Source organism: Ornithinimicrobium sp. CNJ-824 (assembly GCF_001942405.1).
Lineage (GTDB): Bacteria > Actinomycetota > Actinomycetes > Actinomycetales > Dermatophilaceae > Ornithinicoccus > Ornithinicoccus kibberensis.
In genome coordinates this window covers 34,960-56,938 of sequence record NZ_MKKA01000006.1, presented here as the reverse complement: position 1 = coordinate 56,938, position 21,979 = coordinate 34,960, and the positions used below count along the sequence as shown (strand labels likewise).

The following is a 21,979-nucleotide window of genomic DNA, read 5'->3' as shown; positions in this document are numbered from 1 at the left end:
TCGTGCGGTCCCGCCCGCGGGGACCTCCGCATCCCGACTGTAGGGGAGCCTCCCACGACGACCCGTCGCAGGGTCGTAGGATGAAGGTCCGAGGAGCACCCGTCAGCGAAGGAGCGGCGATGATCCACAACGATCGCGAGAGCATCGGCGACGAGCTGGGCGTCTGGAGCGTCGACGACGAGGATCAGCTGTCCGCCGGAGACACGCTCGACGGGGACGGGGACCCCCTCGACCGCGGCTACACGGCCCCGGACCGCCTGCACGGGTCGGTCGCCTACGGCGTGACGGCCGACGAGCAGCGCGGCGACGAGACCATCGACCAGCGCATCCGCCAGGAGGAGGCCGACCCGTGGTCGGCCTACGGCGCCCCCGACAACGAGTCCGGCCTGGACCGCCCCGAGGAGGACATGCTCGGCGGCGAGGACGAGGACGCCGTGCCGGCCGGGCGTGACTACTACGGCGGCGAGGGGGGCCGGATCGGACGTCTGGTCGCCCCCGACGAGGGACTCTTCCCCGACCGTGAGGCCCGCCTGGTCGCGCGCGAGGGACGGGCCACGAGCTGGGACTCCCCGGAGGAGTCGGCGATGCACTACACCGACGGCGAGGACGAGGACCTCACCGAGGAGGAGTGGACGCCCGGGAACCCCTCGGGCGACGAGGAGGAGTAGCAGTCCCCTCCCCCGGTCGCCCGGGACGTCAGTCCCGGCGGTTCTCCGGCAGCTCGTCGAGCGCCTCCCGCACCACCTGGTAGGCCACCCCGGGCCCGTAGCCCTTGCGCGCCAGGAAGCCCGCGAGCCGACGGGTCTGCACCTCCCGGTCCAGCCCACGCATCGTCCGCAGCCGCCGGGCCACCAGCTCCCTGGCCTGCTCCTTCTCGCGCTCGGGGTCGACCTCCTCGAGGGCGGCGTCGACCACCTCGTCCGGCACGCCCTTCTGCCGCAGCTCGTGCCGCAGGGCACCGGCCGCCAGGCCCTTCGTCTCCTGCTTGGACCGGACGTACATCTCGGCGTAGGACTCGTCGTCGACCAGCCCCACCTCGGTCATCCGGTCGAGCACCCGCCGGGCCACGTCGGACTCGCACCCGCGGTCGCGCAGCTTGTCCTCCAGCTGGCGGCGGGTGCGTGGCCCCATCGCCAGCTGGCGCAGCACGATGCGGCGGGCCACGGCGTGGGGGTCCGGGTCGGACCCGCCCGCCCCCCGGCCGCCGTCGGCGGACGACGCCGGGGACCGTGGCCCGGCCACCTCGCCCGGGCCGGCGCCGTCGGCGGACGAGGGCCGCGGGCTCAGCCCGGAGGCGCCGGCCAGGGACTCCGCCTCGCTCAACGCCCTCCGGGCCGCGGACAGCCGGTCCGCGTCGGCCGGCATCAGAAGTCGACCGGGACCTCACCGGTCACCGGGTCCACCCCGTCCGGCAGGTCCTCGGCGGTCTGCTTGGGCACCCCGATGCCGAGCTTGGCCTTGATCTTGCGGTCGATCTCGTCGGCCAGGTCCGGGTTGTCCTTGAGGAACTGCCGGGCGTTCTCCTTGCCCTGGCCCATCTGGTCGCCCTCGTAGGTGTACCAGGCGCCAGACTTGCGCACGAAGCCGTGCTCGACGCCCACGTCGATGAGGCCTCCCTCCCGGGAGATGCCCCGCCCGTAGAGGATGTCGAACTCGGCCTGCTTGAACGGCGGGGACACCTTGTTCTTGACGATCTTGGCCCGGGTGCGGTTGCCGACCGCGTCCGTGCCGTCCTTGAGGGTCTCGATGCGGCGCACGTCGATGCGGACCGAGGCGTAGAACTTCAGCGCCTTGCCACCGGTCGTGGTCTCGGGCGAGCCGAACATCACGCCGATCTTCTCGCGCAGCTGGTTGATGAAGATCGCGGTGGTGCCGGTCGTGCTGATCGCCCCGGTGATCTTGCGCAGCGCCTGCGACATCAGCCGGGCCTGCAGGCCCACGTGGCTGTCCCCCATCTCGCCCTCGATCTCGGCCCGCGGCACGAGCGCGGCCACCGAGTCGATGACGATGATGTCGATGGCGCCCGAGCGGATCAGCATGTCGGCGATCTCCAGGGCCTGCTCGCCGGTGTCCGGCTGGCTCACGAGGAGGGCGTCGGTGTCCACGCCGAGGTTCTTGGCGTACTCCGGGTCGAGCGCGTGCTCCGCGTCGATGAAGGCCGCGATCCCGCCGGCCTTCTGGGCGTTGGCCACCGCGTGCAGCGCGACGGTGGTCTTGCCGCTGGACTCCGGGCCGTAGATCTCCACCACGCGACCGCGCGGCAGACCACCCACGCCGAGCGCGACGTCGAGCGCGATCGACCCCGTGGGGATGACCCGGATGGGCGGGCGGTCCTCGTCACCCAGGCGCATGACCGAGCCCTTGCCGTGCTGCTTCTCGATCTGCGCCATGACGGCGTCGAGAGCCCGCATCCTGTCGTTGCCGGCGGCTGCCGGCGATGCCGTCCTCGTCGTGGCCTGGGCCATGTCCGTGCTCCTTCGTTGCTCGTGGTGGGCGCGCCTGCCTTCGACCGACCTCCGGCCGCCGCCCCCTCGCGGGGGTCTCGTCCCGTGTCCTGTCAGACGCTAGGTGCCGCCACCGACAGACCCGCACGCCCACGCCATACCCTGTGGCGACCGCCTCCGTCGGGAGGACCATGGGGACGAGCGTAGTCGAAAGTCTGTACGAACCGGGCGAACCTCCTGCGCGTGTCCGGGCCACGTCGCCTCACTACACTGTGTCGTATGAACGCGCCGCCGACCGCCCCCGCCGTCCGCCGGACCAGGCCCGCGGCCGCCCGGCGGACGCGACGCCGTCGCCCGCCCGGCTGGGTGCCCAACCAGCACGGCGCCTGGGCGATGCTCGCCGCCCCCCTGCTCGTCGGCACGCTGGCGACCGGACCACGCTGGCCGCACCTGCTGCTGACGGCCTTCTGGTTCGCCGGCTACTTCGCGTTCTTCGCCACCACCCTGTGGCTGAAGTCCCGTCGCCGCCCGCGCTACCTGCCCCCGGTGCGGGCCTACGTGGCGACCGCGACGGTGCTCGGCCTGCTCCTGCTCCTGCTGGAGCCGACCCTGGTGCGCTGGGCCCCGCTGTTCGCCGTCCCCCTCGGCGTCGGGATGGTCGCCTCCGCCACCCGGCACGAACGCGCCCTCCTGGCCGGGCTGGCCACCGCGGCCGGGTCCAGCCTCATGACCGTCGTCGCCTACGACCTGGGCCCGGGCGACCGGTGGGCTGCGGCCTGGACGCTCACCGCCGTGCTGGCGGCCTACTTCGCCGGCACCGTCTTCTACGTCAAGAGCGCGATCCGGGAGCGCGGCAACACCGGCTTCCTCCTGGTGTCGGTCGGCTACCACCTGGTGCTGGCCGTCCTCGCGCTCGCCCTGCTGCCGGAGCCGGCCCGCGTGCCGTTCGCCGTCCTCGCGCTGGTCCTCGCCGCCCGCGCCGCCCTCGTGCCGCGGCTGGGCTGGACCCCTGCCCGGCTGGGCGTCGGCGAGATCGTGGCCACCCTCGTCGTGGTCGTGCTGGCACTGGCCACGGTCGCCTGACGCTTCCGCGGCGTCAACGACCACGGACCCTCTCCCCTACACTGGCTGCCAGTCCGGGACCCCCGACGCCGACGTCACCCCGTGCTCCCCCTGCCCCCTGCCCAGGAAGCACCATGGCCCTGCTCGTGATGAAGTTCGGCGGATCCTCCGTCGCCGACGCCGAGGCGATGCGCCGCGTCGCCCGCCGCGTGGTCGCCGCCCACCGCTGCGGCGACCGGGTCGCCGTCGTCGTCTCGGCGATGGGCGACACCACCGACGAGCTGCTCGACCTGGCCGCCCAGATCGCCGACGGCCCGCCGCCGGAGCGGGAGCTGGACATGCTGCTGTCCGCCGGCGAGCGCATCTCCATGGCCCTGCTGGCGATGGCCATCCAGGACCTGGGGGTGCCGGCCCGCAGCTTCACCGGCGCCATGGCGGGGATGCGCACCGACACCTCGCACGGCCGGGCCCGCCTGCTCGACGTCCGGCCGGACCGCGTCCGGGCCACCCTGGAGGAGGGTGGCGTCGCCATCGTCGCCGGTTTCCAGGGCATCTCCACCGACGACGACATCACCACCCTGGGCCGGGGCGGGTCGGACACGACCGCGGTCGCCCTCGCCGCGGCGCTCGACGCCGACGTGTGCGAGATCTACACCGACGTCGACGGGCTCTACACCGCCGACCCGCGGATCGTGCCCACCGCGCGACGGGTCACCCGGCTGACCATCGAGGAGACCCTCGAGATGGCCGCCCACGGCGCCAAGATCCTGCACCTGCGGGCGGTGGAGTACGCCCGCCGCTTCTCCGTCCCGCTCCACGTCCGCAGCAGCTTCTCCGACCAGGAGGGCACCTGGATCCTCGTCGGCCGACCCCTCACGGAGGACACCATGGAAGAACCGATCATCGCCGGCATCGCCCACGACCGGTCGCTCGGCAAGGTCACCGCGGTCGGGATCCCCGACCGCCCCGGGGCGGCCGCCGCCGTGGTCGGCGCGGCCTCCCGCGCGGGCGTCTCGATCGACATGATCGTGCAGAACGTCTCGACGTCCGACGCGGCGACCTCCGACATCTCCTTCACCATCCCCGAGACCGACGGGCCGACGACCGTGGCCGCGGTGCGGGCGCTGCAGGACGAGATGGGCTTCGGCGACGTGCTCTACACCTCCCACGTGGGCAAGCTCTCGCTCGTGGGGGCCGGGATGCGGTCCAACCCGCAGGTCGCCGCCCAGCTGTTCGCGGCCCTGGCGGACGCCGGGGTGAACATCGAGATGATCAGCACCTCCGAGATCCGGATCTCGGTGATCTGCGACCAGTCCGACCTCGAGGACGCCGTCCGGGCGGTGCACACGGCCTTCGGGCTGGACGCCGAGGACGAGGCCGTGGTCTACGGCGGGACGGGTCGGTGAGCGCCGTGGCACGCCACCTGCACGTGGCCCTGGTGGGGGCGACCGGACAGGTCGGCGCGGTGATGCGGCGGCTGCTGTCCGAGCGCGACTTCCCCGTCGCCTCCGTGCGCTACCTCGCCTCCGCCCGCTCCGCCGGCACCGAGCTGCCCTGGGACGGGTCGGCCAACGGCCTCGAGGGGTATGCCGAGGCGCGCCGGATCGTCGTCGAGGACGTGGCCACCGCCGACCTGACCGGCATCGACGTGGCCCTGTTCTCGGCCGGCGGGTCCGCCTCGAAGGAGCACGCCCCCCGCTTCGCCGCCGCCGGTGCGGTCGTGGTCGACAACTCCTCCGCGTGGCGGATGGACGAGGCGGTGCCGCTGGTCGTCAGCGAGGTCAACCCGCAGGACGTCGAGCTCGCGCTGGGCCAGGGCGGGTCGCGGATCGTGGCCAACCCCAACTGCACGACGATGGCCGCGATGCCGGTGCTGCGCCCGCTGCACGCCGAGGCCGGTCTCGAGCGGCTGCGGGTGGCCACCTACCAGGCCGTCTCCGGGTCCGGGCTGGCCGGCGTCCGGGAGCTGGCCGACCAGGTCCGCGCGGCCCTGGCCGGGGATGAGCCGGTCGAGTCGCTGACCCACGACGGGTCGGCGGTGACGCTGCCGGAGCCGACCGCCTACGTGGCCCCGATCGCGTTCAACGTCCTGGCCATGGCAGGGGACCTCGTCGAGGACGGGGAGACCTCCGAGGAGGTCAAGCTGCGCAACGAGTCCCGCAAGATCCTCGGCATCCCCGGGCTGGCGGTGTCCGGCACCTGCGTGCGGGTGCCGGTCTTCACCGGGCACAGCCTTGCCGTCCACGCCGAGTTCGGCCGTCCCATCACGCCCGAGCGGGCCACCGAGCTGCTCGGCCGGGCCCCCGGGGTCGAGCTGGCCGACGTGCCGACGCCCCTGCGGGCCGCCGGGCAGGACCCCTCGTTCGTCGGCCGCATCCGTGTCGACCGGTCCGTGCCGGACGGGCGGGGCCTGGTGATGTTCGTGGCCAACGACAACCTGCGCAAGGGGGCGGCCCTCAACGCCGTCCAGATCGCCGAGCTGCTGCTGGAGCACGACCTGGGCGGGCCGGCCAGCGGATGACAACGGTGCTGCGGGCGGCCACAGTGGGAGCATGACCGATACCCCCAGCACCGCCCTGACCGAGGACGAGCAGGCGCTGGTCAAGCGCTCCGCCTTCGGTGCCATCGCCCTGGTCTCCCGCTCCGACCCCGGTTTCCTGGCGATGTTCAAGGAGTCGATGGCCGGGTCCAGGGCCTTCCAGGAGGCCCCGCCCGGCGTGCAGGAGCTGCTCCGCGAGGGCGGCTTCCCCACGCCGGTCACGGGGTCGCCCGAGGAGGTCGAGCGGACCGTCCTCGACGAGCTGTCCCGGGCCGTCGACGTGCTGAGGGCCAAGGCGCCCGCCCAGGCGGAGGGCTACCGGGACGTGGTCCTGGCCGCGGCCGACCGGGTCGCGCAGGCCTCCGACGGCGTCGCGCCCGAGGAGCAGGAGATGATCGGGCGGATCAGGCTGGCGGTCTCCGGGGGGCTGGCCGGCGACCCGCCCATGGGGGACGCCGCCGCGGACGCACCGCGGCAGGACGAAGCCCCGACCTAGGAACGGCTCCGCCGGCGGTCGGGCAGGTGGTGGTGCTCGGGCGGCACGTCGAGGTCGTTGACCACGGCCCGCCACACCTGCCGGACGGGTTCGCCGTCGGCGAGCGCCTGCTCGACCGTCCGGCTGCCCAGCGATCCCAGGGCCTGGTCCTGGGCGACGAGCGCGGCATACCCCTGCCCGAACTCCTGCTCCATCAGGGCCCAGAACTCGCTCAACCGCACCCCGTCAGCCTACCCACCGCCGAGCAGCGCCACGACCAGCACCATCGCCGGCGCCGCCAGCACGGTGGTAGCGAAGACGCTGTCCCGCGCGATGTCCTCGCCCCGCCCGTAGGCCACCGCCAGCACGAAGACGTTCTGCGCCGTGGGCAGCGTGGACATGACCACCACGGCCAGCACCTCGGGGCCGGGCAGGCCCATGAGGGGGCCGGCGACCAGGCCGGCGACGGCGGGCATGAGCCCGAGCTTGAGCAGGACGACGGCCCCCAGCTCGGCGAGGTTGTCCCGCCCGCGCGGCACTGGGGACAGGCGCAGCGAGATGCCGAACGCCAGCAGCATCCCCGGGATCGCCAGGCCGCCGACCAGCTCGGCCGGCCCGCGGACGACGGGCGGCAGGCTCACCCCCGACAGCGCCACCGCGAGGCCGAGCAGGCTGCCGATCGTCAGCGGGTTGGTGACCGGGGAGCGCAGCAGCCGCCCCACCGACACCCGGCCGGACTGGCTGGCGTCCAGCGCCGCCAGCCAGGCCGGCTGCAGGACGAGCAGCTGCATGAGGATGATCGGCGCCGACCAGGACGGGTCGCCCAGCACGTAGATCGCGATCGGCAGCCCCAGGTTGTTGGAGTTGACGTAGCTCACGCTCATCCCGCCCATGAGGGCGTGGGTCAGGCTGCGGCGCAGCACCACCCGGGCCAGGAGGAGGTATGCCGCCGCCGTCACCACCACGCCGGCCACCGTCGCGACGAGGAAGCCGGAGAAGATGACGCCCACGTCGGCGTCGGCGACGACGAGGAAGAGCAGGGCGGGCGAGCGACCCAGAAGGTGAGCCGGGCGAGCACCTGCTGCTCGGTGCGGCCGAAGAGGCGCGTGTGCGCGAGCAGCCAGCCGACCGCGACGACCGCCGCGATCAGCCAGAAGCCCTGGAGGACGGCCGCCATGCCGGGCATTATCGCCGGGGCCGGCCCGTTACCTGTCAGTAGGGTCCGTCGCCCGCTGCTAGCCTGCGTGGAATGCGCGATCCGGGCCGCCCCGACCACGGCGAGGACCACGACCTCCACGACGACTACGTCACCGGCGACGGTGGCGTCACGCCCGACCTGCTCGACCTGCGGCCCCGCCCCGCCCGCACCCTGGCCTCGCTCTTCGAGCGGCGCCCGGGCCTGAACCCGACGGAGGCCGTCCGCGCCTTCATCGAGGCCGTGGGGCTGCAGGAGCGCTACGGGCACCTGCGGGTCGTCGACGACCTCATCGGGCTCCAGCGCCGGGTCGGGGACACGATCGAGCGCTACACGGACAAGCTCACCAGCGCCGAGGCACGCAGCGGATCCACCGAGTCGGCGAAGTTCGGCATCGGGCACTTCGGGGGCCAGCGGGCCGTCGTCTACGTCGTCGACTGGGCCTTCTTCGCCGGGTCCCTCGGCGAGGTCGCGGGCGAGAAGTTCGTGCAGGCCGCCGAGCTGGCCGAGCGCGAGAAGCTGCCGCTGGTGAGCATGGGGGCCTCCTCCGGGGTGCGCCAGCACGAGAACGTGCTGGGCCTGATCCAGATGCAGCGGATGGCCGCGGCGGCCAACAAGTTCCAGCACACGACCAACCGGCCCTACGTCAGCGTGCTGGCGGGCCAGGTGTGGGGCGGCATGTCGGCCAGCGCCGTCCCCGCCGCGGACCTCATCGTCGCCCTGGAGGGCACCGACTACGGGTTCGCCGGGCGGCGGGTCATCGAGACCTTCGAGGGCAAGGAGGTCCCCCGGGGCCTGCAGAGCGCCGAGGCCAACTACCTGGACCGCAACGTCGACGTCCTCGTCAAGGACGTCGACGAGCTGGTCGAGCTGCTCACCCGGCTGTTCGCGGCGGGCCGCTCCACCTCCCGCATCCGCGACCGGCGCCGGGCCGACGACCGGGGCACCGAGGGCACCGGCCGGGAGATCGCCGTGGGGCCGGAGGGCTTCTCGGCCGCGCTGTGGGACCGTCAGGTCGTCGAGCGTCGGGTCCACCTGCCCCGGGACCGCCGCGACCGGGGCCGCGCGACGGCCGGGGAGACCCTGCTCGCCCGCTACAACGAGATCGCCGCCGGGGCCGGCCGGCTGGACACCGAGTTCCTGCTGCGCACGGTCTTCGACTCGGCGGTGCCGTTCTACAACCACGTGCGCTTCGACGAGGACACGATCTACCCGCACGTCGTGGCCGCGCTGGCCACGATCGGGGACCACTCCTTCATGGTGGTCGGCGACCAGCCGTCCTACCGGATCAGCGGGGACTACGTGGGCAAGCGCCCGCCCAACCCGGGCCCGGAGGACTACGAGTACGCCGTGCGGATGATGGACGCGGCCGAGCGGTGGGAGCTGCCGGTCGTCTTCCTCACCGACACGCTGGGTGCGCTGCCGACGATGGCGGCCGAACGGCGCGGCCAGTCACGGGCCATCGCCCAGTGCATCAAGCGGGCCGCCTCGCACCCCTACCCGACCGTCGCGGTCATCACCGGGGCGATGGGCAGCGGCGGCGGGCTGGCCACGACCCCGTTCGGCCGGCACACGGTGATGTTCGACAGCGCGCTCGGCTTCGTCTCCGAGCCGCGCTCGACCGCCACGATCCTCTACAACGTGGCCAACCCCTCGGTCGAGCAGGTGGCGATGACGCTGGAGACGATGAAGGCCTCGGCCGACGACCTGCGCGCCCAGGGCCTGGTCGACACCGTCCTCGAGGACGGCGACCACCCGCGCGCCACGGCCCTGGCGCTGCGCGCGGCGGTCGTGGAGGGCTACAACGAGCAGCACGGGCTGAGCCCGCGCCGGCTACGGCAGAAGGCCGACGACCGGCTCCGGCCGCGCACCCTGGGCAAGCTGTCCTCGGGCGACTGACCCCGGCCGTCCTCGTCACCCGCCGCCTCCTCCCACGGGGCCGCCGCGCCGGGGCCGGTTCAGCTGGTCCAGGCGCGCCAGAGGGCGGCGTACTCCCCCTCGGCGGCGACGAGCTCGTCGTGGCTGCCCAGCTCGACGATGCGCCCGTCCTGGACGACCGCGATCCGGTCGGCGTCGTGCGCGGTGTGGAGCCGGTGGGCGATCGCCACGACCGTGCGGCCGGTGAGCAGCGCGTGCATCGAGCCCTCGAGGTGGCGGGCGGTGCGCGGGTCGATGAGGCTGGTCGCCTCGTCGAGGATGAGCGTGTGGGGGTCGGCCAGGAGAAGCCGGGCCAGGGCGACCTGCTGCGCCTGGCCGGGGGTCAGCACGTGGTGCCCGGACCCGAGCACGGTCCCCAGCCCGGCCGGCAGGGCCCGGACCCAGGCGGCGGCGTCCACGGTGGCCAGCGCACGCCATACCTCCTCGTCGTCGGCGTCCTCCCGCGCGAGGGCGACGTTGTCGCGCACCGTGCCGCGGAAGACGTGGTGCTCCTGGGTGACCAGGGCCACCCGGCGGCGCAGCTCCTCCAGGGGCAGGGCGACCAGGTCCACCCCGCCGACGGTGACCGAGCCGGTCCGCGGGGCGTGGATGCCCGCGAGCAGCCGGCCCAGGGTGGACTTGCCCGACCCGGAGGGGCCGACGACCGCCAGCCGCTCGCCGGGCCGCAGCGCCAGGTCGACGCCGTGCAGCACGTCCTCGCCCTCGCGGTAGGCGTAGCGCAGGTCGCGGCCGGTGAGCTCCTCCCCGTCGGGGCGCTCCGTCCCCGGGGTGCGGTCGGGCGGGACCTCGGCGATCCCCAGCAGCCGCGTCGTGGAGGCGATCCCCACCTGCAGCTCGTCGACGACCCCGACGAGCCGGTCGAAGGGCCCGTAGAAGGTCTCGATGTAGAGCATCGCCGCGGTGATCTGCCCGAGGGTGACCACCCCCCGGGTGTAGAGCAGGGCCCCGATCCCCAGGGTGACGACCCGGGGCAGGGAGAAGGCCAGGTCCATGACGACGAAGAGCACGTTGCGCAGGACCAGCCCGTAGCGCTCGGCCTCGGCGCTGACCTCCACGTCGTCCCGTGCCGCCCGGCGACGTTCCTCCTGCAGCCCGAGGGCCTCGACGGTCCGGGCCCCCTCGACGGTCTCGGTCAGGGTGCTGCCGATCCGGCTGTAGGTGGCGCCCTCGAGCAGGTATGCCGCGGGCGCCGGCGCAGGTAGCGGCGCACCTGCTCCAGGGACAGGGTGGCGGTGACCAGGGTGGGCAGGGCCAGCAGCCAGGAGTTGACCACCATCGCCACGACGGTCAGCCCCAGGGTGACCACGCCGATGACGAACTCGGGCAGGGCCCAGCGCACCGCCCGGCTCATGGACGCGACGTCCCGGGTGACCCGGGTGACGAGGTCGCCGGTGCCGGTCGACTCGACCGTGCCCAGCGGCAGCCGCAGGACGGCGCGCACGACGTGCTCACGGGCCTGGGCCAGCACGTCCTGGCCCAGCACCGAGGCCAGCCACTTGGCCAGGTGGGTCAGCACGGCCTGCGCCACGAGGACCCCGGTGACGACCGCGGCGAAGGTGCCGACGGTCGAGGAGGACGGGGCGCCCCCGGCGTCCACGACCGCGTCGACGAGCCGCCCGAGCAGCAGCGGCACGGCGAGGGCCGCGGCCGCGGCCAGGCCGTTGGCGAGCACGACGAGCAGGAAGAGGGGCGCCCGCGCGCGCAGCAGGCCGGCCAGGTAGCGCAGCACGGTCGCGTCGGCGCCACCGGCAGGCCCCGCTCCGGCGACAGGGCCGTGACCAGGTGCTCCTCGGCCCGCCGGCGTCGCAGGTCGTGCCGCTGCCACAGCGCCCGGTGGCGCTCCCGCAGGCTGGCCGATCCCGGGGGCGGCGGCTGCAGGGCCTGCGGCACCGCCGGACCGTCCTCGCGCCGGTCCGCCCAGGTGGCTGCCCGGTCCGACGACGGGGCGGGGGTGGTGCTCACGGCGCCTCCTGCGGGGTCGCCGCGGGAACGGTGGCCGGGACGTCTGCGGGGTCGCCACGCAGCACGGTGCGCCGGTAGCCCTCGTGCCCGGCGACGAGCTCCTCGTGGGTGCCGGTGGCCACCACCCGGCCGTGGTCGAGGAGGGCCACCTCGTCGGCGTGGTGCAGCAGCAGCGGCGAGGCGGTGACGACCACGGTGGTCCGGCCGCGTCGGTGGTCCGGCAGGCGTCCGGCGACGAGGGCCTCCGTGTGGGCGTCCACCGCGGAGGTCGGCTCCACGAGCACGAGCACCGGGGCGTCGGCGGCCAGGGCCCGGGCCAGGACCAGCCGCTGCCGCTGCCCGCCGGACAGGCCGCGGCCGCGCTCGTCGAGCCGGCCCTGCCACCCTCCCGGCAGCACGTCGTAGACGTCCTCGGCGGCCGCCGCCCGCAGTGCGGCCTCGGCGGCCGCGTGGTCCAGCCGGGCGTGCGGGTCGACCGCCTCCTGCAGGGTCCCGGAGAACACCTGCGCGCCGGTGTCGCTGACGAGCACGAGGCGACGCACCTGCTCCAGCGGCAGCTCGGCCAGGTCGACCCCGCCCAGGGTCACCCCCCAGGGACCCTGCGCCAGCTCCTCGTCGGAGCGCTCCAGGTCGGCCCGGGCGACCTCCCTCTCCCGCCGGGCCAGCGTGCGGGCCCGCCGGCCCCCGCCGGTCTCCTCGTCGTCCTCCTCGGGGACCCCGTCGGTGGCGGGCAGGTAGCGGCCGAGCCGGTCGGCCAGGGCGGCGGCGTCGTCGGGCACGGCGGCGACCACCATCGTCAGCCGGCCGGGCCGCACCCGCAGCCCGGAGGCGGTGTCGACCAGCTCGCCCCGGCCGAGCCGGTCGAGCTGCTCCTGGGGAGCCCGCTCCCGGCGCGGCCAGGGGTCCGGGGTCCCCAGGACGCCTACGGTGCGGCGGGCCGCCACGACCGACCGGGTCAGCTGCTGGGCGGCCTCGAAGACCACCCGGATGGGCTGGACCAGGAAGAGGGCGTAGCCCAGGAAGGTCACCAGCTCGCCGACCTGCAGGTCGCCCGCCCGCACCCGGTCGACCCCCAGCACCATGAGCGCGACGACGAAGAGGCCGGAGAGCAGCACGCCGACGGCCTCGACGAAAGCGCCCCAGGCCCCGGCCCGCACCCCGGCGTGCCGGACCCGCTGGCTCTGCCGGGCGTAGTTGTCGCCGAAGGTGCGCTCGCCGCCGATGCCGCGCAGGATGCGCAGCCCGGCGACGATGTCGGTGGCCATCGAGGTCAGCTCGGAGTCGCGGGACCGCTCCCGTGTCTGGGCCGCGGACAGCGGACGCAGCAGCACGGAGGAGACGACCACCAGGAGGGGGGCGACCAGGAGGACGACCAGCCCCAGCGGCACGGACACCTGGAGGACGATGACGGCGACCAGCGCGTAGGCCGCGACGTTGCCGACGAGCCGGGAGACGATCTCGACGAAGTGGCCCAGCTGCTCGCCGTCGCTGCCGTTGACGCTGAGGACCTCGCCCGTGGCCGCCCGCCGGGGCAGCACGTGCCCCAGACGCGCACCCTGGTGGGTCACCAGGAAGGTCTGGCCGTAGGAGGCCACGAGCCAGGAGCGCACGACGACCGTGTGGTAGAAGGCCCCGCTCGCGCCGCCGACGAGGGTGACGACGAGCAGCACGAGCAGCCAGAGCACGAGCCGCTCCTGGTCGCCGGCGAGGACGCCCTCGTCGAGGGCCCGGCCCAGCACCCAGGGCGTCAGGGCCGCGGGGAGCATCCACAGCAGGCTGCACAGGCAGGCCGCCAGGATCAGGTCCGGCTGCTGCCGCAGCACCCACCAGAGCAGGCGCATCGGCCCGCGCGTGTCCGGCACCCCGATCGTCGTGGTCGGGGCGTCGGAGGAGGAGGCGGTGCCGGCGGGGGCCGTCCAGGCCGTCACCGTGGGAGGGAAGTCGCGCATGGCGAGGAGCAAGCCTAGGCCCGCGGGTCGGCGGGCCACCACAGGTTTTCGCCCGGCGCATGGGGTGAGAGGATGGACGCGCCCGCACCCGCACCGTGGAGGAGACCCGTGAGCACTCGTCAGGACCTGGCCTGGTGGCAGAAGCTTCTGGTGACCGCGAAGCTGTGGCGCCCGCCGCACCGCACGCTCCACCACGAGGTGCGCGACATGGAGCGTCCGGTGCCCCCGCCCGTGACCGGTGCGCACGGCAACCGGGTGGTCACCGCCACCCGTCGCCGGCTCGTCCCGCAGAGCGACGACCAGGTCTGAGACCTCCCCGTGGCACAGTGATCCGGTGACGCCGGACGCCACCACGGTCCTCGACCGGTTCTCCACCGCCACCCGCGCGTGGTTCGAGGCCTCCTTCCGTGCGCCCACGCCCGCCCAGGTGGGCGCCTGGGACGCGATCAGCCGGGGTGAGCACACCCTGGTCGTCGCCCCCACCGGCTCGGGCAAGACGCTCTCGGCCTTCCTGTGGGCGATCGACCGGATCGTCGCCGAGCCCCCGGACCGGCGCGACGGAGCAGGAGCCGGCCGCTGCCGGGTGCTGTACGTCTCCCCCCTCAAGGCGCTCGCCGTCGACGTCGAGCGCAACCTGCGCTCCCCGCTCGTGGGCATCGGGCACGCGGCGACCCGGCTCGGGCAGCCCTCGCCCGCGGTGTCCGTCGCCGTCCGCTCCGGCGACACCCCCGCCGCCGAGCGGCGCGCCTTCGCCAAGGACGGCGCGGAGATCCTCATCACGACGCCGGAGTCCCTCTTCCTGCTGCTCACCTCGCAGGCACGCTCGGCGCTCGCGGGCGTGGAGTCGGTGATCGTCGACGAGGTCCACGCCGTCGCGGGCACCAAGCGCGGCGCCCACCTGGCCGTCACGCTCGACCGGCTCGACGCCCTGCTGGAGCGGCCCGCCCAGCGGATCGGGCTGTCCGCGACCGTCCGCCCGGTCGAGGAGGTCGCCCGCTACCTCGCCGGCGGACGCCCCGTCACCACGGTCCAGCCGCCGTCGACGAAGCGCTGGGACCTGCAGGTCGTGGTCCCGGTCCCCGACATGTCCGACCCGGGGGCGGCCGAGCTGCCCGGTCGCCGGGACGGCGCCCCGGCCTCCCGGGCGACCGCGAGGGACCTGGCCGACCGTCCCGACGACTGGGCCGACCCCGTCGGCACCGGGCCGGTCCTGCCCGACCTCGACGGCGAGGCGGGCGAGGTGTGGGAGCCGGCCGTCGACCCCGAGGAACGGGCCTCCATCTGGCCGCACGTCGAGCGTCGCGTCGCCGACCTCATCGAGCAGCACACCTCCACGCTGGTCTTCACCAACTCCCGCCGGGTGGCCGAGCGCTTCACCTCCCGGCTCAACGAGGACCGGGACGAGCGGCAGGCCCCACCGACGGCCGACGGGGCGGACGACGACGGACCCTCCCCCGCCGCGCCCGCACCCCATACCTCACGTCCGCCGGCCCAGGTCATGGGCCAGGCCGGCTCGTCGGGGTCGGCTCCCCCGGTCCTGGCCCGCGCCCACCACGGGTCGGTGAGCAAGGAGCAGCGCGCGGTCATCGAGGACGCGCTCAAGACCGGGCAGCTGCCCGCCGTGGTGGCCACCAGCAGCCTGGAGCTCGGCATCGACATGGGCGCGGTCGATCTCGTCGTCCAGGTGGCCAGCCCCCCGAGCGTGGCCTCCGGGCTGCAGCGCGTGGGGCGGGCCGGGCACCAGGTGGGGGCCGTGAGCGAGGGGGTGTTCTTCCCCACGCACCGGGCCGACCTCGTCCAGACGGCCGTCGTCGTCGACCGGATGCGTGCGGGCATGATCGAGCAGCTGCGCGTCCCCGCCAACCCCCTCGACGTCCTCGCCCAGCAGGTCGTGGCGATGGTGGCCATGGACGAGTGGCCGGTCGCCGACCTCTACGAGCTGGTGCGCCGGTCCGCCTCCTTCGCGGCGCTGCCGCGGCCGCTGTTCGAGGCGGTGCTCGACATGCTCGCCGGGCGCTACCCGGGCGAGGACTTCGCCGACCTGCGCCCGCGGGTCGAGTGGGACCGGGTGAGCGACACCCTCACGGCCCGCCGCGGTGCCCAGCTGCTGGCCGTCACCTCCGGCGGCACCATCCCCGACCGGGGCCTGTATGCCGTGATGCTCGCCACCGGCGAGGGCCCGGGCCGGCGCGTGGGCGAGCTCGACGAGGAGATGGTCTACGAGTCGCGGGTCGGCGACGTCTTCACCCTGGGCACGACCAGCTGGCGGATCGAGGACATCACCCACGACCAGGTGCTCGTCACCCCGGCGCCCGGGCAGATCGGCCGCCTGCCGTTCTGGAAGGGCGAGGCGCAGGGCCGCCCCGCCGAGCTCGGGGCGGCGGTCGGCGCCTTCGTGCGCGAGACCGCCGGGCTGCCCCCCGACGCGGCGCGGGAGTCGCTCACCGCCCGCGGCCTGGACCCGTGGGCCGCCGACAACCTCGTCACCTACCTGCAGGACCAGCGGGAGGCCACGGCGCACCTGCCCGACGACCGGACCGTGGTGGTGGAGCGCTTCCGGGACGAGATCGGCGACTGGCGGGTGGTCGTCCACTCGCCGTGGGGGCGGCCCGTGCACGGGCCGTGGGCGCTGTGCCTCGCGGCGCGGATGCGCGAGAGCTACGGCACCGACGTGCAGGCGCTCGCCGCCGACGACGGCATCGTGCTGCGCCTGCCCGACCTCGGGTCCTGGGACGAGTCCGGCACGCGCGTCGACTCGCGGGAGGAGCAGGCCCGGCTCGACGCGGAGATCGCCGAGCTGCTCACGCTCGACGCCGGCGAGGTCCCCGACCTGGTGACCCAGGAGATCGGCGGCTCGGCGCTGTTCGCCTCCCGGTTCCGCGAGTGCGCCGCGCGGGCGCTGCTGCTGCCGCGACGCAACCCGGGGAAGCGGCAGCCGCTGTGGCAGCAGCGGCAGCGCTCGGCCCAGCTGCTCGAGGTCGCCTCCCGCTACCCCACCTTCCCGATCGTCCTGGAGGCCGTCCGGGAGGTCGTGCAGGACGTCTACGACGTGGAGGCGCTGGTCGGGCTCATGCGCCGGATCGCCGGCCGCGAGGTGCGTGTGGTCTCGGTCTCCGGCGCCTCGCCGTCGCCGTTCGCGCGGTCGCTGCTCATGGGCTACGTCGCCCAGTTCCTCTACGAGGGCGACTCGCCGCTGGCCGAGCGCCGGGCGGCGGCGCTGTCGCTGGACCCGGCGCTGCTCGGCGAGCTGCTGGGGCGCGGCGAGGGCGCGGCGCTGCGCGACCTGCTCGACCCGGAGGTCGTGGCCCGGACCGCGGCCGAGCTGCAGCGGCTCACGCCCGAGCGGGCGGCCCGCGACGCCCAGGACGTCGTCGACCTGCTGCGGGTGCTGGGCCCGTTGTCCACCGACGAGGTCGTGCAGCGCGCGCAGGAGGAGGTCCGCGGGAGCGTGCCGGCCTGGCTCGCCGAGCTGGCGGAGGCGCGGCGGGTGATCGAGGTGCGGATCGCGGGCGAGCAGCGGTGGGCCGACGCCCAGGACGCCGCCCGGCTGCGCGACGCGCTCGGCACGGCCATCCCCGTGGGGGTTCCTGCCGCCTACCTCGAGGGGCTCGAGGACCCGCTGGGCGACCTGGTCGTGCGCTACGCCCGCACGCACACGCCGTTCACGCTGACCGACCTGTCGGGCCGCCTCGGGCTCGGCGCCGCGGTGGTGCGCGACGCCGTCCGCCGCCTGGTCTCCTCCGGGCGGGTCGTCGAGGGGGCCCTGGTGCCCCACGGCACGGGGCACGACGACCTGTGCGACGCCGAGGTGCTGCGGCTGCTGCGCCGTCGTTCCCTGGCGGCGCTGCGCCAGGAGGTCGAGCCGGTCCCCCAGGCGACCTACGCCCGGTTCCTGCCGCGCTGGCAGGGCGCGACCGGGCTGGGCTCCGGCGGCGGGGAACGGCTGCGCGGGGTCGACGGGGTGCTGCGCACCGTGGAGCAGCTGGCCGGCGCCCGGCTGCCGGCCTCGGCCCTGGAGTCCCTCGTCCTGCCCGCCCGCGTGCTCGACTACTCCCCCGCGCTGCTCGACGAGCTGATGACGGCCGGCGAGGTCCTGTGGCAGGGCCACGCCAGCCTCCCCGGCGACGACGGGTGGGTGTCCCTGCACCTGGCGGACACGGCATACCTCACCCTGGCGGAGCCGGAGCCGCTCGAGGGCGACGCCGCCGCCCAGGTGCTGGAGCTGCTGGAGCGGGTGCCCGGGGGCGCCTACCTCTTCCGCTCCCTGTCCGACGCCCTCGGCGCGACCGACGACCAGGCGCTCCTGACCACCCTGTGGGACCTGGTGTGGTCCGGCCGGGCGACCGCCGACACCTTCGCCCCGGTGCGCGCCCTGCTCGGGGGTGGCCGGACCGCGCACCGGGCCCGTCGGGCCCCGGCCCGCGGCGGACGCTGGTCCCGCTCGTCCGTGGCGCTCGCCCAGCGGCCCTCCCGGCCCCCGATGCCGGCGCGCTCCGGACCGCCCACCGCGACCGGACGCTGGTCCCTCCTGCCGGAGGTGGAGGGCGACGCGACGGTGCGCGCCCTGGCCACCGCCGAGCAGCTCCTGGACCGCTACGGCGTGCTCACCCGCGGGTCGGTCGTGGCGGAGGGGATCCCCGGAGGGTATGCGGGCGTCTACCGGGTGCTCGCGACCGCCGAGGAGGCCGGTCGCGTGCGTCGCGGGTACGTCGTGGAGGGCCTGGGCGCGGCCCAGTTCGGCACCGCCGGCGCGATCGACCGGCTGCGGGCCCTGGACCGCGAGGACGAGCAGCCCGGCCGCTCCCCCGACGTCGTGCTGCTGGCCGCCACCGACCCCGCCAACCCCTTCGGGGCAAGCGTCCCCTGGCCGGACCGGGCCGCCACCGCGTCGCCCGACGGCGGGACGAGCCCGCCCGCGCAGGACGCCGGCGAGGCGACCACGACCCACCGGCCGGGGCGCAAGGCAGGGTCGATGGTGGTGCTGGTCGACGGTGCGCTGGTCCTCTACCTCGAGCGGGGCGGACGCACCGCGCTCACGTTTCCCCCGCCGGCACACCTCGACCCGGCAGCGGTCTGGCCCGGCGTGGCCGGCGTCCTGGTCGACGCGGTCCGGTCCGGGGCCCTGCGGGCGCTGACCATCTCCCGCGTCGACGGCGGCCCGGCGCTCGGCTCGTCCGCACCGCTGGCGGCCGCCCTCGTGGAGGCCGGTTTCCACACCGCTCCGCAGGGGCTGCGCCTCAGGCGCTGAACGTCCGTGGTCGAACTCCTCCCGTGACTCGACACGCCGGCGCGACCGCCGCGGTGCTCTCGGCGGGAGGTGCGGCCGCGCTGTGGGGCACGACCGGCACCGCGCGGGCTCTCGGCCCGGACGGCGCGGACCCCGTGGCCGTGGGCGCGCTGCGCATCCTCCTGGGCGCCGCCGTGCTCGCCGTCCTGGCGGTGTCGACCCTGCGCCGCCCGACGACCCGACGGGCGCGGCCCGGTCGGCTCCCCCTCGGGGTCGTGATGCTCCTCGGGGGCGTGTGCGTGGCGGCCTACCAGGCCTTCTTCTTCGTCGGCGTCGACCGGGCCGGGGTGGCCGTCGGGACGGTCGTGGCCCTGGGCACCGCCCCTGCGGCCACGGGGGTGCTCGGGCTGCTGCTGGGTGAGCGGGCCAGCCGCAGGTGGGTGCTGGGGACCGCCACCGCGGTCGTCGGGGTCGCCCTCCTCGTCGCCGGGGCCGGGGTCGCCGACCGGTCCGTCGACCCTCCTGGTGTCGCGGCCTCCCTGGGTGCGGGCGTCTCCTACGCCGGCTACACCGTGGCCGCGCGCACCCTGCTGCTGCGTGGTGCGCGCGGCATCGTGGTGATGGCCGCCTTCTTCGGGGTCGGTGCCGTGCTGCTGGTCCCCGTCCTGCCCGGGGCCGACCTGTCGTGGCTGGGCACGGCACCCGGCGCCCTCATGGTGCTGTGGCTCGGTCTCGTCGCCACGGGGGTCGCCTACGTCCTTTTCCAGCGGGGTCTCGCGGTCCTGCCCTCGGGCACGGTCGCCACGCTCTCGCTCACCGAGCCGGTCACCGCCACCGTGCTGGGCGTGCTGGTCCTGCACGAGCACCTCTCCCTCCTGACCGCCGTCGGCGTCGCGGTCGTCCTGCTCGGGCTGGCCCTGACGGCGCGGCGCCGGTCGCCTAGATTGGCGCCATGAGCAGCGTCGCCGACCCGTCCGTCTCCGCCCTCCCCCTTCCCGCCCGAGAGGACGTGCCCGAGGGCGTGCGTCGGCTGTGGGACAGGTCGCGGGAGGTGTTCGGCTTCGTCCCCCACGTGTTCGTCGCCCAGGCCTACAACGGCGAGCAGTTCCAGGCGTGGTGGAACTACTTCAACCTCCTCGTCAACAAGGAGGGCCACCTCACCAACGCCGAGCGGGAGCTCCTGGCCGTCGTCGTCAGCGGCCTCAACCGCTGCACCTACTGCGCCGTGTCCCACGGCGCCGCGCTGCGCCACCACACCCAGGACCCCGTCACCGCCGACCTCGTGGCGGTCAACTGGCGCCAGGCCGACCTGTCCGAGCGGGAGGCCGCGCTCTGCGCGTACGCCGAGAAGCTGACCCTCACCCCCGCCGAGGTGACCCCGGACGACCTCGGGCCCCTGCGCGCCGTCGGGCTCGACGACCACCAGATCCTTGAGGCGGTCCAGGTCATCGGCATGTTCAACATGACCAACCGCATCTCTACGGCGCTGGCGATGGTGCCGAACGTCGAGTACCACTCGCAGGCACGCTGACCGGCCGACCACGGCGGGGATCTGGTCGCTGTGGCCCTCGCGGTCTGCCTCCTCGGCCTGCGCGCCGAGCGGCGCCTGGTTCACCTCTGGCAGGCCGTCGAGGCGGTCCGGGCGGCGCTGGCCGACGACGTGCTGCCCGTCGACGGGGTGGCCGACCACCTCGCCCTGGTCGACAGCGCCGGCGGCCGCCGGTGGCTCCTCGACCGGGTGGTCTGACCCTCACCTGACCTACGGTGTGCAGGTGAGCAGCACCGGAGACGGACGACGTGCCCGAGGGTGACGCCGTCTGGCGGACCGCCCGCCGCCTGCACGGGTCGCTCGCCGGGGCGGTGCTCGAGGGCAGCGACCTGCGCGTGCCCTCGCTGGCCACGACCGACCTGTCGGGCCGCCGCACGGTCGAGGTGGTGCCCCGGGGCAAGCACCTGCTCCACCGCGTCGAGGGCGGACTCACCCTGCACAGCCACCTGCGGATGGAGGGCTCCTGGCGGGTCCACCCGGTGGGGCGGCGGCGCGCCCTGGGCCGGGCGCACACCGTCCGGGCCCTGCTGTGGACCTCGGCCCGGGTGGCGGTCGGGGACTCCCTGGGCATGCTGGACCTGGTCCGTACCACCGAGGAGCACCGCGTGGTCGGGCACCTGGGACCCGACCTGCTGGACCCCGCCTACGACGCGGCGCAGGCGCTGGCGAACGTGCGGGCCGACCCCGGGCGGACGATCACCGAGGCCTGCCTGGACCAGCGCAACGTCGCCGGGATGGGCACGATCTTCACCGCCGAGCCGCTGTTCCTGCACGGGATCGGCCCCTGGACCCCGGTGGGCGAGCTGGCGGAGACCCAGGTGGCCGAGCTGCTCGCCACGGCGCGCCGCCTCCTCGTCCTCAGCTGCCGGGCCGGCCGGACCACCGTGACGGGGAGGGCCGACGTCGGTGCCGACGACGCCTGGGTCCACGGGCGGGTCGGACTGCCCTGCAAGCGGTGCGGCACCACCGTGCGGCTGGCCCCGGTCGGCAGGCAGCCGCAGCAGCGGGTGATGTTCTACTGCCCGACCTGCCAGGGAGGCCCGGCACCCACCGACGACGGTGCCCGGCAGACGCCGCTGGGCCACGGCCGGCGCAGCTACGGCTAGCGCTCCGGGCGCCCCGGTCCGGCCGGTCAGCCGGTGTCGACGGGCAGGTCGGTCAGCCGGTGACGACGGGCAGGCCGGCCGCCTGCCAGGCGCCGATCCCGCCCTCCAGGTGGGCGACGTCGGAGAAGCCCTCGCCGACCATCGCGGTCAGCGCCTGCCCCGACCGGTTGCCGGACTGGCAGTAGACCGCGTAGCGCTCGTCCCGGTCCAGCTCGCCGATCCGCTCCTGGAAGTCCGCGGACTGCAGGTCGACGTTGACGGCGCCGGGCAGGTGTCCCTGGGCGAACTCCGCCGGCGTCCGCACGTCCAGCACGACGGTCCCGTCCTCGGCCACGCGCTCGGCGAAGGCGTCGACCCCCGGGTCGGGACCGGCCTGGTCGGCCTGCGACGAGACCGCGCTGGTGGCCGGGGCGGGGACGTCCTCGGCCGTCCCACCTGCGCAGCCCGCGAGGAGCGCGGCGACGGGGGCCAGGACCAGAAGGCGACGGACGGCGGGGCGACGGGCGAGGGAGCGCATGCGCCCATTATACCCC

At 75.1% G+C, this 21,979-nt stretch carries 21 protein-coding genes; 12 read left to right on the top strand and 9 right to left on the bottom strand.

Annotation, left to right across the window (positions count from 1 at the left end):
• Positions 1 to 119: 119 nt before the first annotated feature.
• Complete coding sequence (locus BJF81_RS02760) at positions 120 to 668, top strand: DUF5709 domain-containing protein (protein WP_075957055.1); 549 nt, start codon at positions 120 to 122, stop codon at positions 666 to 668.
• A gap of 28 nt (positions 669 to 696) precedes the next feature.
• On the opposite strand, the gene BJF81_RS02755 is transcribed toward BJF81_RS02760, so the two are convergent.
• Both BJF81_RS02755 and recA read right to left on the bottom strand, forming a co-directional pair.
• Positions 697 to 1,365 (bottom strand): regulatory protein RecX, encoded by a 669-nt coding sequence (locus BJF81_RS02755; RefSeq protein WP_141337764.1) that lies wholly within the window; start codon positions 1,363 to 1,365, stop codon positions 697 to 699.
• Complete coding sequence (recA, locus tag BJF81_RS02750; protein ID WP_377465730.1) at positions 1,365 to 2,411, bottom strand: recombinase RecA; 1,047 nt, start codon at positions 2,409 to 2,411, stop codon at positions 1,365 to 1,367. The genes BJF81_RS02755 and recA overlap by 1 nt, the downstream gene beginning before the upstream one ends.
• A 312-nt stretch (positions 2,412 to 2,723) precedes the next feature.
• On the opposite strand from recA, the gene BJF81_RS02745 reads away from it, so the two are divergent.
• The 4 genes from BJF81_RS02745 (at position 2,724) to BJF81_RS02730 (ending at position 6,541) form a co-directional block, all read left to right on the top strand.
• Entirely contained in the window at positions 2,724 to 3,527 is an 804-nt protein-coding gene (locus BJF81_RS02745) for a YwiC-like family protein (RefSeq protein ID WP_083663942.1), read from the top strand.
• 113 nt (positions 3,528 to 3,640) lie between these two features.
• Entirely contained in the window at positions 3,641 to 4,912 is a 1,272-nt protein-coding gene (locus BJF81_RS02740; RefSeq protein ID WP_075957053.1) for an aspartate kinase, read from the top strand.
• Between the two features lie 5 nt (positions 4,913 to 4,917).
• Positions 4,918 to 6,027, top strand: a complete 1,110-nt coding sequence (locus BJF81_RS02735) for an aspartate-semialdehyde dehydrogenase (protein ID WP_075957079.1) — start codon at positions 4,918 to 4,920, stop codon at positions 6,025 to 6,027.
• A 31-nt stretch (positions 6,028 to 6,058) separates the two neighbouring features.
• The gene (locus BJF81_RS02730) at positions 6,059 to 6,541 is read left to right on the top strand and encodes a hypothetical protein (RefSeq protein WP_075957052.1); all 483 of its coding nucleotides are present in this window, start codon (positions 6,059 to 6,061) and stop codon (positions 6,539 to 6,541) included.
• On the opposite strand, the gene BJF81_RS02725 is transcribed toward BJF81_RS02730, so the two are convergent.
• From BJF81_RS02725 to BJF81_RS16625, 3 genes are read right to left on the bottom strand one after another with little or no spacing between them, the layout of a single operon-like run.
• Positions 6,538 to 6,762, bottom strand: coding sequence for a DUF3046 domain-containing protein (locus BJF81_RS02725; RefSeq protein WP_075957051.1), 225 nt, complete (start codon positions 6,760 to 6,762; stop codon positions 6,538 to 6,540). The genes BJF81_RS02730 and BJF81_RS02725 overlap by 4 nt on opposite strands.
• 9 nt (positions 6,763 to 6,771) lie before the next feature.
• Positions 6,772 to 7,530, bottom strand: coding sequence for an AEC family transporter (locus tag BJF81_RS02720; protein ID WP_083663941.1), 759 nt, complete (start codon positions 7,528 to 7,530; stop codon positions 6,772 to 6,774).
• Positions 7,476 to 7,697 (bottom strand): hypothetical protein, encoded by a 222-nt coding sequence (locus tag BJF81_RS16625; protein WP_143780631.1) that lies wholly within the window; start codon positions 7,695 to 7,697, stop codon positions 7,476 to 7,478. The genes BJF81_RS02720 and BJF81_RS16625 overlap by 55 nt, the downstream gene beginning before the upstream one ends.
• 72 nt (positions 7,698 to 7,769) lie before the next feature.
• Between BJF81_RS16625 and BJF81_RS02715 the strand changes: the two genes are divergently transcribed.
• Positions 7,770 to 9,614 (top strand): carboxyl transferase domain-containing protein, encoded by a 1,845-nt coding sequence (locus BJF81_RS02715; RefSeq protein WP_075957050.1) that lies wholly within the window; start codon positions 7,770 to 7,772, stop codon positions 9,612 to 9,614.
• Positions 9,615 to 9,673: 59 nt separating this feature from the next.
• Here the strand turns inward: BJF81_RS02715 and BJF81_RS18925 are convergent, their stop codons facing one another.
• The 3 genes from BJF81_RS18925 to BJF81_RS02705 all read right to left on the bottom strand — a co-directional run bounded on the left by BJF81_RS18925 (position 9,674) and on the right by BJF81_RS02705 (position 13,564).
• Positions 9,674 to 10,789: an ABC transporter ATP-binding protein gene (locus tag BJF81_RS18925; RefSeq protein WP_269087299.1), complete on the bottom strand. Its 1,116-nt coding sequence runs from the start codon at positions 10,787 to 10,789 to the stop codon at positions 9,674 to 9,676.
• On the bottom strand, positions 10,786 to 11,382 hold the full coding sequence (locus BJF81_RS18920) for an ABC transporter transmembrane domain-containing protein (protein ID WP_269087298.1): 597 nt from the start codon (positions 11,380 to 11,382) through the stop codon (positions 10,786 to 10,788). Before BJF81_RS18920 ends, BJF81_RS18925 begins: the two co-directional genes overlap by 4 nt.
• 229 nt (positions 11,383 to 11,611) lie before the next feature.
• Complete coding sequence (locus tag BJF81_RS02705) at positions 11,612 to 13,564, bottom strand: ABC transporter transmembrane domain-containing protein (RefSeq protein WP_075957049.1); 1,953 nt, start codon at positions 13,562 to 13,564, stop codon at positions 11,612 to 11,614.
• A gap of 108 nt (positions 13,565 to 13,672) precedes the next feature.
• On the opposite strand from BJF81_RS02705, the gene BJF81_RS02700 reads away from it, so the two are divergent.
• From BJF81_RS02700 to BJF81_RS02675, 6 genes are read left to right on the top strand one after another with little or no spacing between them, the layout of a single operon-like run.
• Positions 13,673 to 13,873 carry a hypothetical protein gene (locus BJF81_RS02700; protein ID WP_075957048.1) on the top strand — a complete coding sequence of 67 codons (201 nt, stop codon included), beginning with the start codon at positions 13,673 to 13,675 and terminating at the stop codon, positions 13,871 to 13,873.
• A gap of 25 nt (positions 13,874 to 13,898) precedes the next feature.
• The gene (locus tag BJF81_RS02695) at positions 13,899 to 18,812 is read left to right on the top strand and encodes an Lhr family ATP-dependent helicase (RefSeq protein ID WP_075957047.1); all 4,914 of its coding nucleotides are present in this window, start codon (positions 13,899 to 13,901) and stop codon (positions 18,810 to 18,812) included.
• A gap of 23 nt (positions 18,813 to 18,835) precedes the next feature.
• Positions 18,836 to 19,747, top strand: coding sequence for a DMT family transporter (locus BJF81_RS02690; protein ID WP_075957046.1), 912 nt, complete (start codon positions 18,836 to 18,838; stop codon positions 19,745 to 19,747).
• Complete coding sequence (locus tag BJF81_RS02685) at positions 19,744 to 20,322, top strand: peroxidase-related enzyme (RefSeq protein WP_075957045.1); 579 nt, start codon at positions 19,744 to 19,746, stop codon at positions 20,320 to 20,322. The genes BJF81_RS02690 and BJF81_RS02685 overlap by 4 nt, the downstream gene beginning before the upstream one ends.
• A 30-nt stretch (positions 20,323 to 20,352) precedes the next feature.
• The gene (locus BJF81_RS02680) at positions 20,353 to 20,538 is read left to right on the top strand and encodes a hypothetical protein (RefSeq protein WP_075957044.1); all 186 of its coding nucleotides are present in this window, start codon (positions 20,353 to 20,355) and stop codon (positions 20,536 to 20,538) included.
• Positions 20,539 to 20,588: 50 nt separating this feature from the next.
• Complete coding sequence (locus BJF81_RS02675) at positions 20,589 to 21,446, top strand: DNA-formamidopyrimidine glycosylase family protein (RefSeq protein ID WP_075957043.1); 858 nt, start codon at positions 20,589 to 20,591, stop codon at positions 21,444 to 21,446.
• A gap of 52 nt (positions 21,447 to 21,498) precedes the next feature.
• Here BJF81_RS02675 and BJF81_RS02670 read toward each other — a convergent pair whose 3' ends face one another.
• Positions 21,499 to 21,963, bottom strand: a complete 465-nt coding sequence (locus BJF81_RS02670; RefSeq protein ID WP_075957042.1) for a rhodanese-like domain-containing protein — start codon at positions 21,961 to 21,963, stop codon at positions 21,499 to 21,501.
• Positions 21,964 to 21,979 lie beyond the last annotated feature (16 nt).

Coding starts and splice junctions, on each gene's coding strand:
- BJF81_RS02715 (WP_075957050.1), top strand. CDS start 7,770: ATGCGCGATCCGGGCCGCCCCGACCACGGCGAGGACCACGACCTCCAC.
- BJF81_RS02685 (WP_075957045.1), top strand. CDS start 19,744: ATGAGCAGCGTCGCCGACCCGTCCGTCTCCGCCCTCCCCCTTCCCGCC.
- BJF81_RS02730 (WP_075957052.1), top strand. CDS start 6,059: ATGACCGATACCCCCAGCACCGCCCTGACCGAGGACGAGCAGGCGCTG.
- BJF81_RS02760 (WP_075957055.1), top strand. CDS start 120: ATGATCCACAACGATCGCGAGAGCATCGGCGACGAGCTGGGCGTCTGG.
- BJF81_RS02745 (WP_083663942.1), top strand. CDS start 2,724: ATGAACGCGCCGCCGACCGCCCCCGCCGTCCGCCGGACCAGGCCCGCG.
- BJF81_RS02670 (WP_075957042.1), bottom strand. CDS start 21,963: ATGCGCTCCCTCGCCCGTCGCCCCGCCGTCCGTCGCCTTCTGGTCCTG.
- BJF81_RS02755 (WP_141337764.1), bottom strand. CDS start 1,365: ATGCCGGCCGACGCGGACCGGCTGTCCGCGGCCCGGAGGGCGTTGAGC.
- BJF81_RS16625 (WP_143780631.1), bottom strand. CDS start 7,697: ATGGCGGCCGTCCTCCAGGGCTTCTGGCTGATCGCGGCGGTCGTCGCG.
- recA (WP_377465730.1), bottom strand. CDS start 2,411: ATGCGGGCTCTCGACGCCGTCATGGCGCAGATCGAGAAGCAGCACGGC.
- BJF81_RS02740 (WP_075957053.1), top strand. CDS start 3,641: ATGGCCCTGCTCGTGATGAAGTTCGGCGGATCCTCCGTCGCCGACGCC.
- BJF81_RS02705 (WP_075957049.1), bottom strand. CDS start 13,564: ATGCGCGACTTCCCTCCCACGGTGACGGCCTGGACGGCCCCCGCCGGC.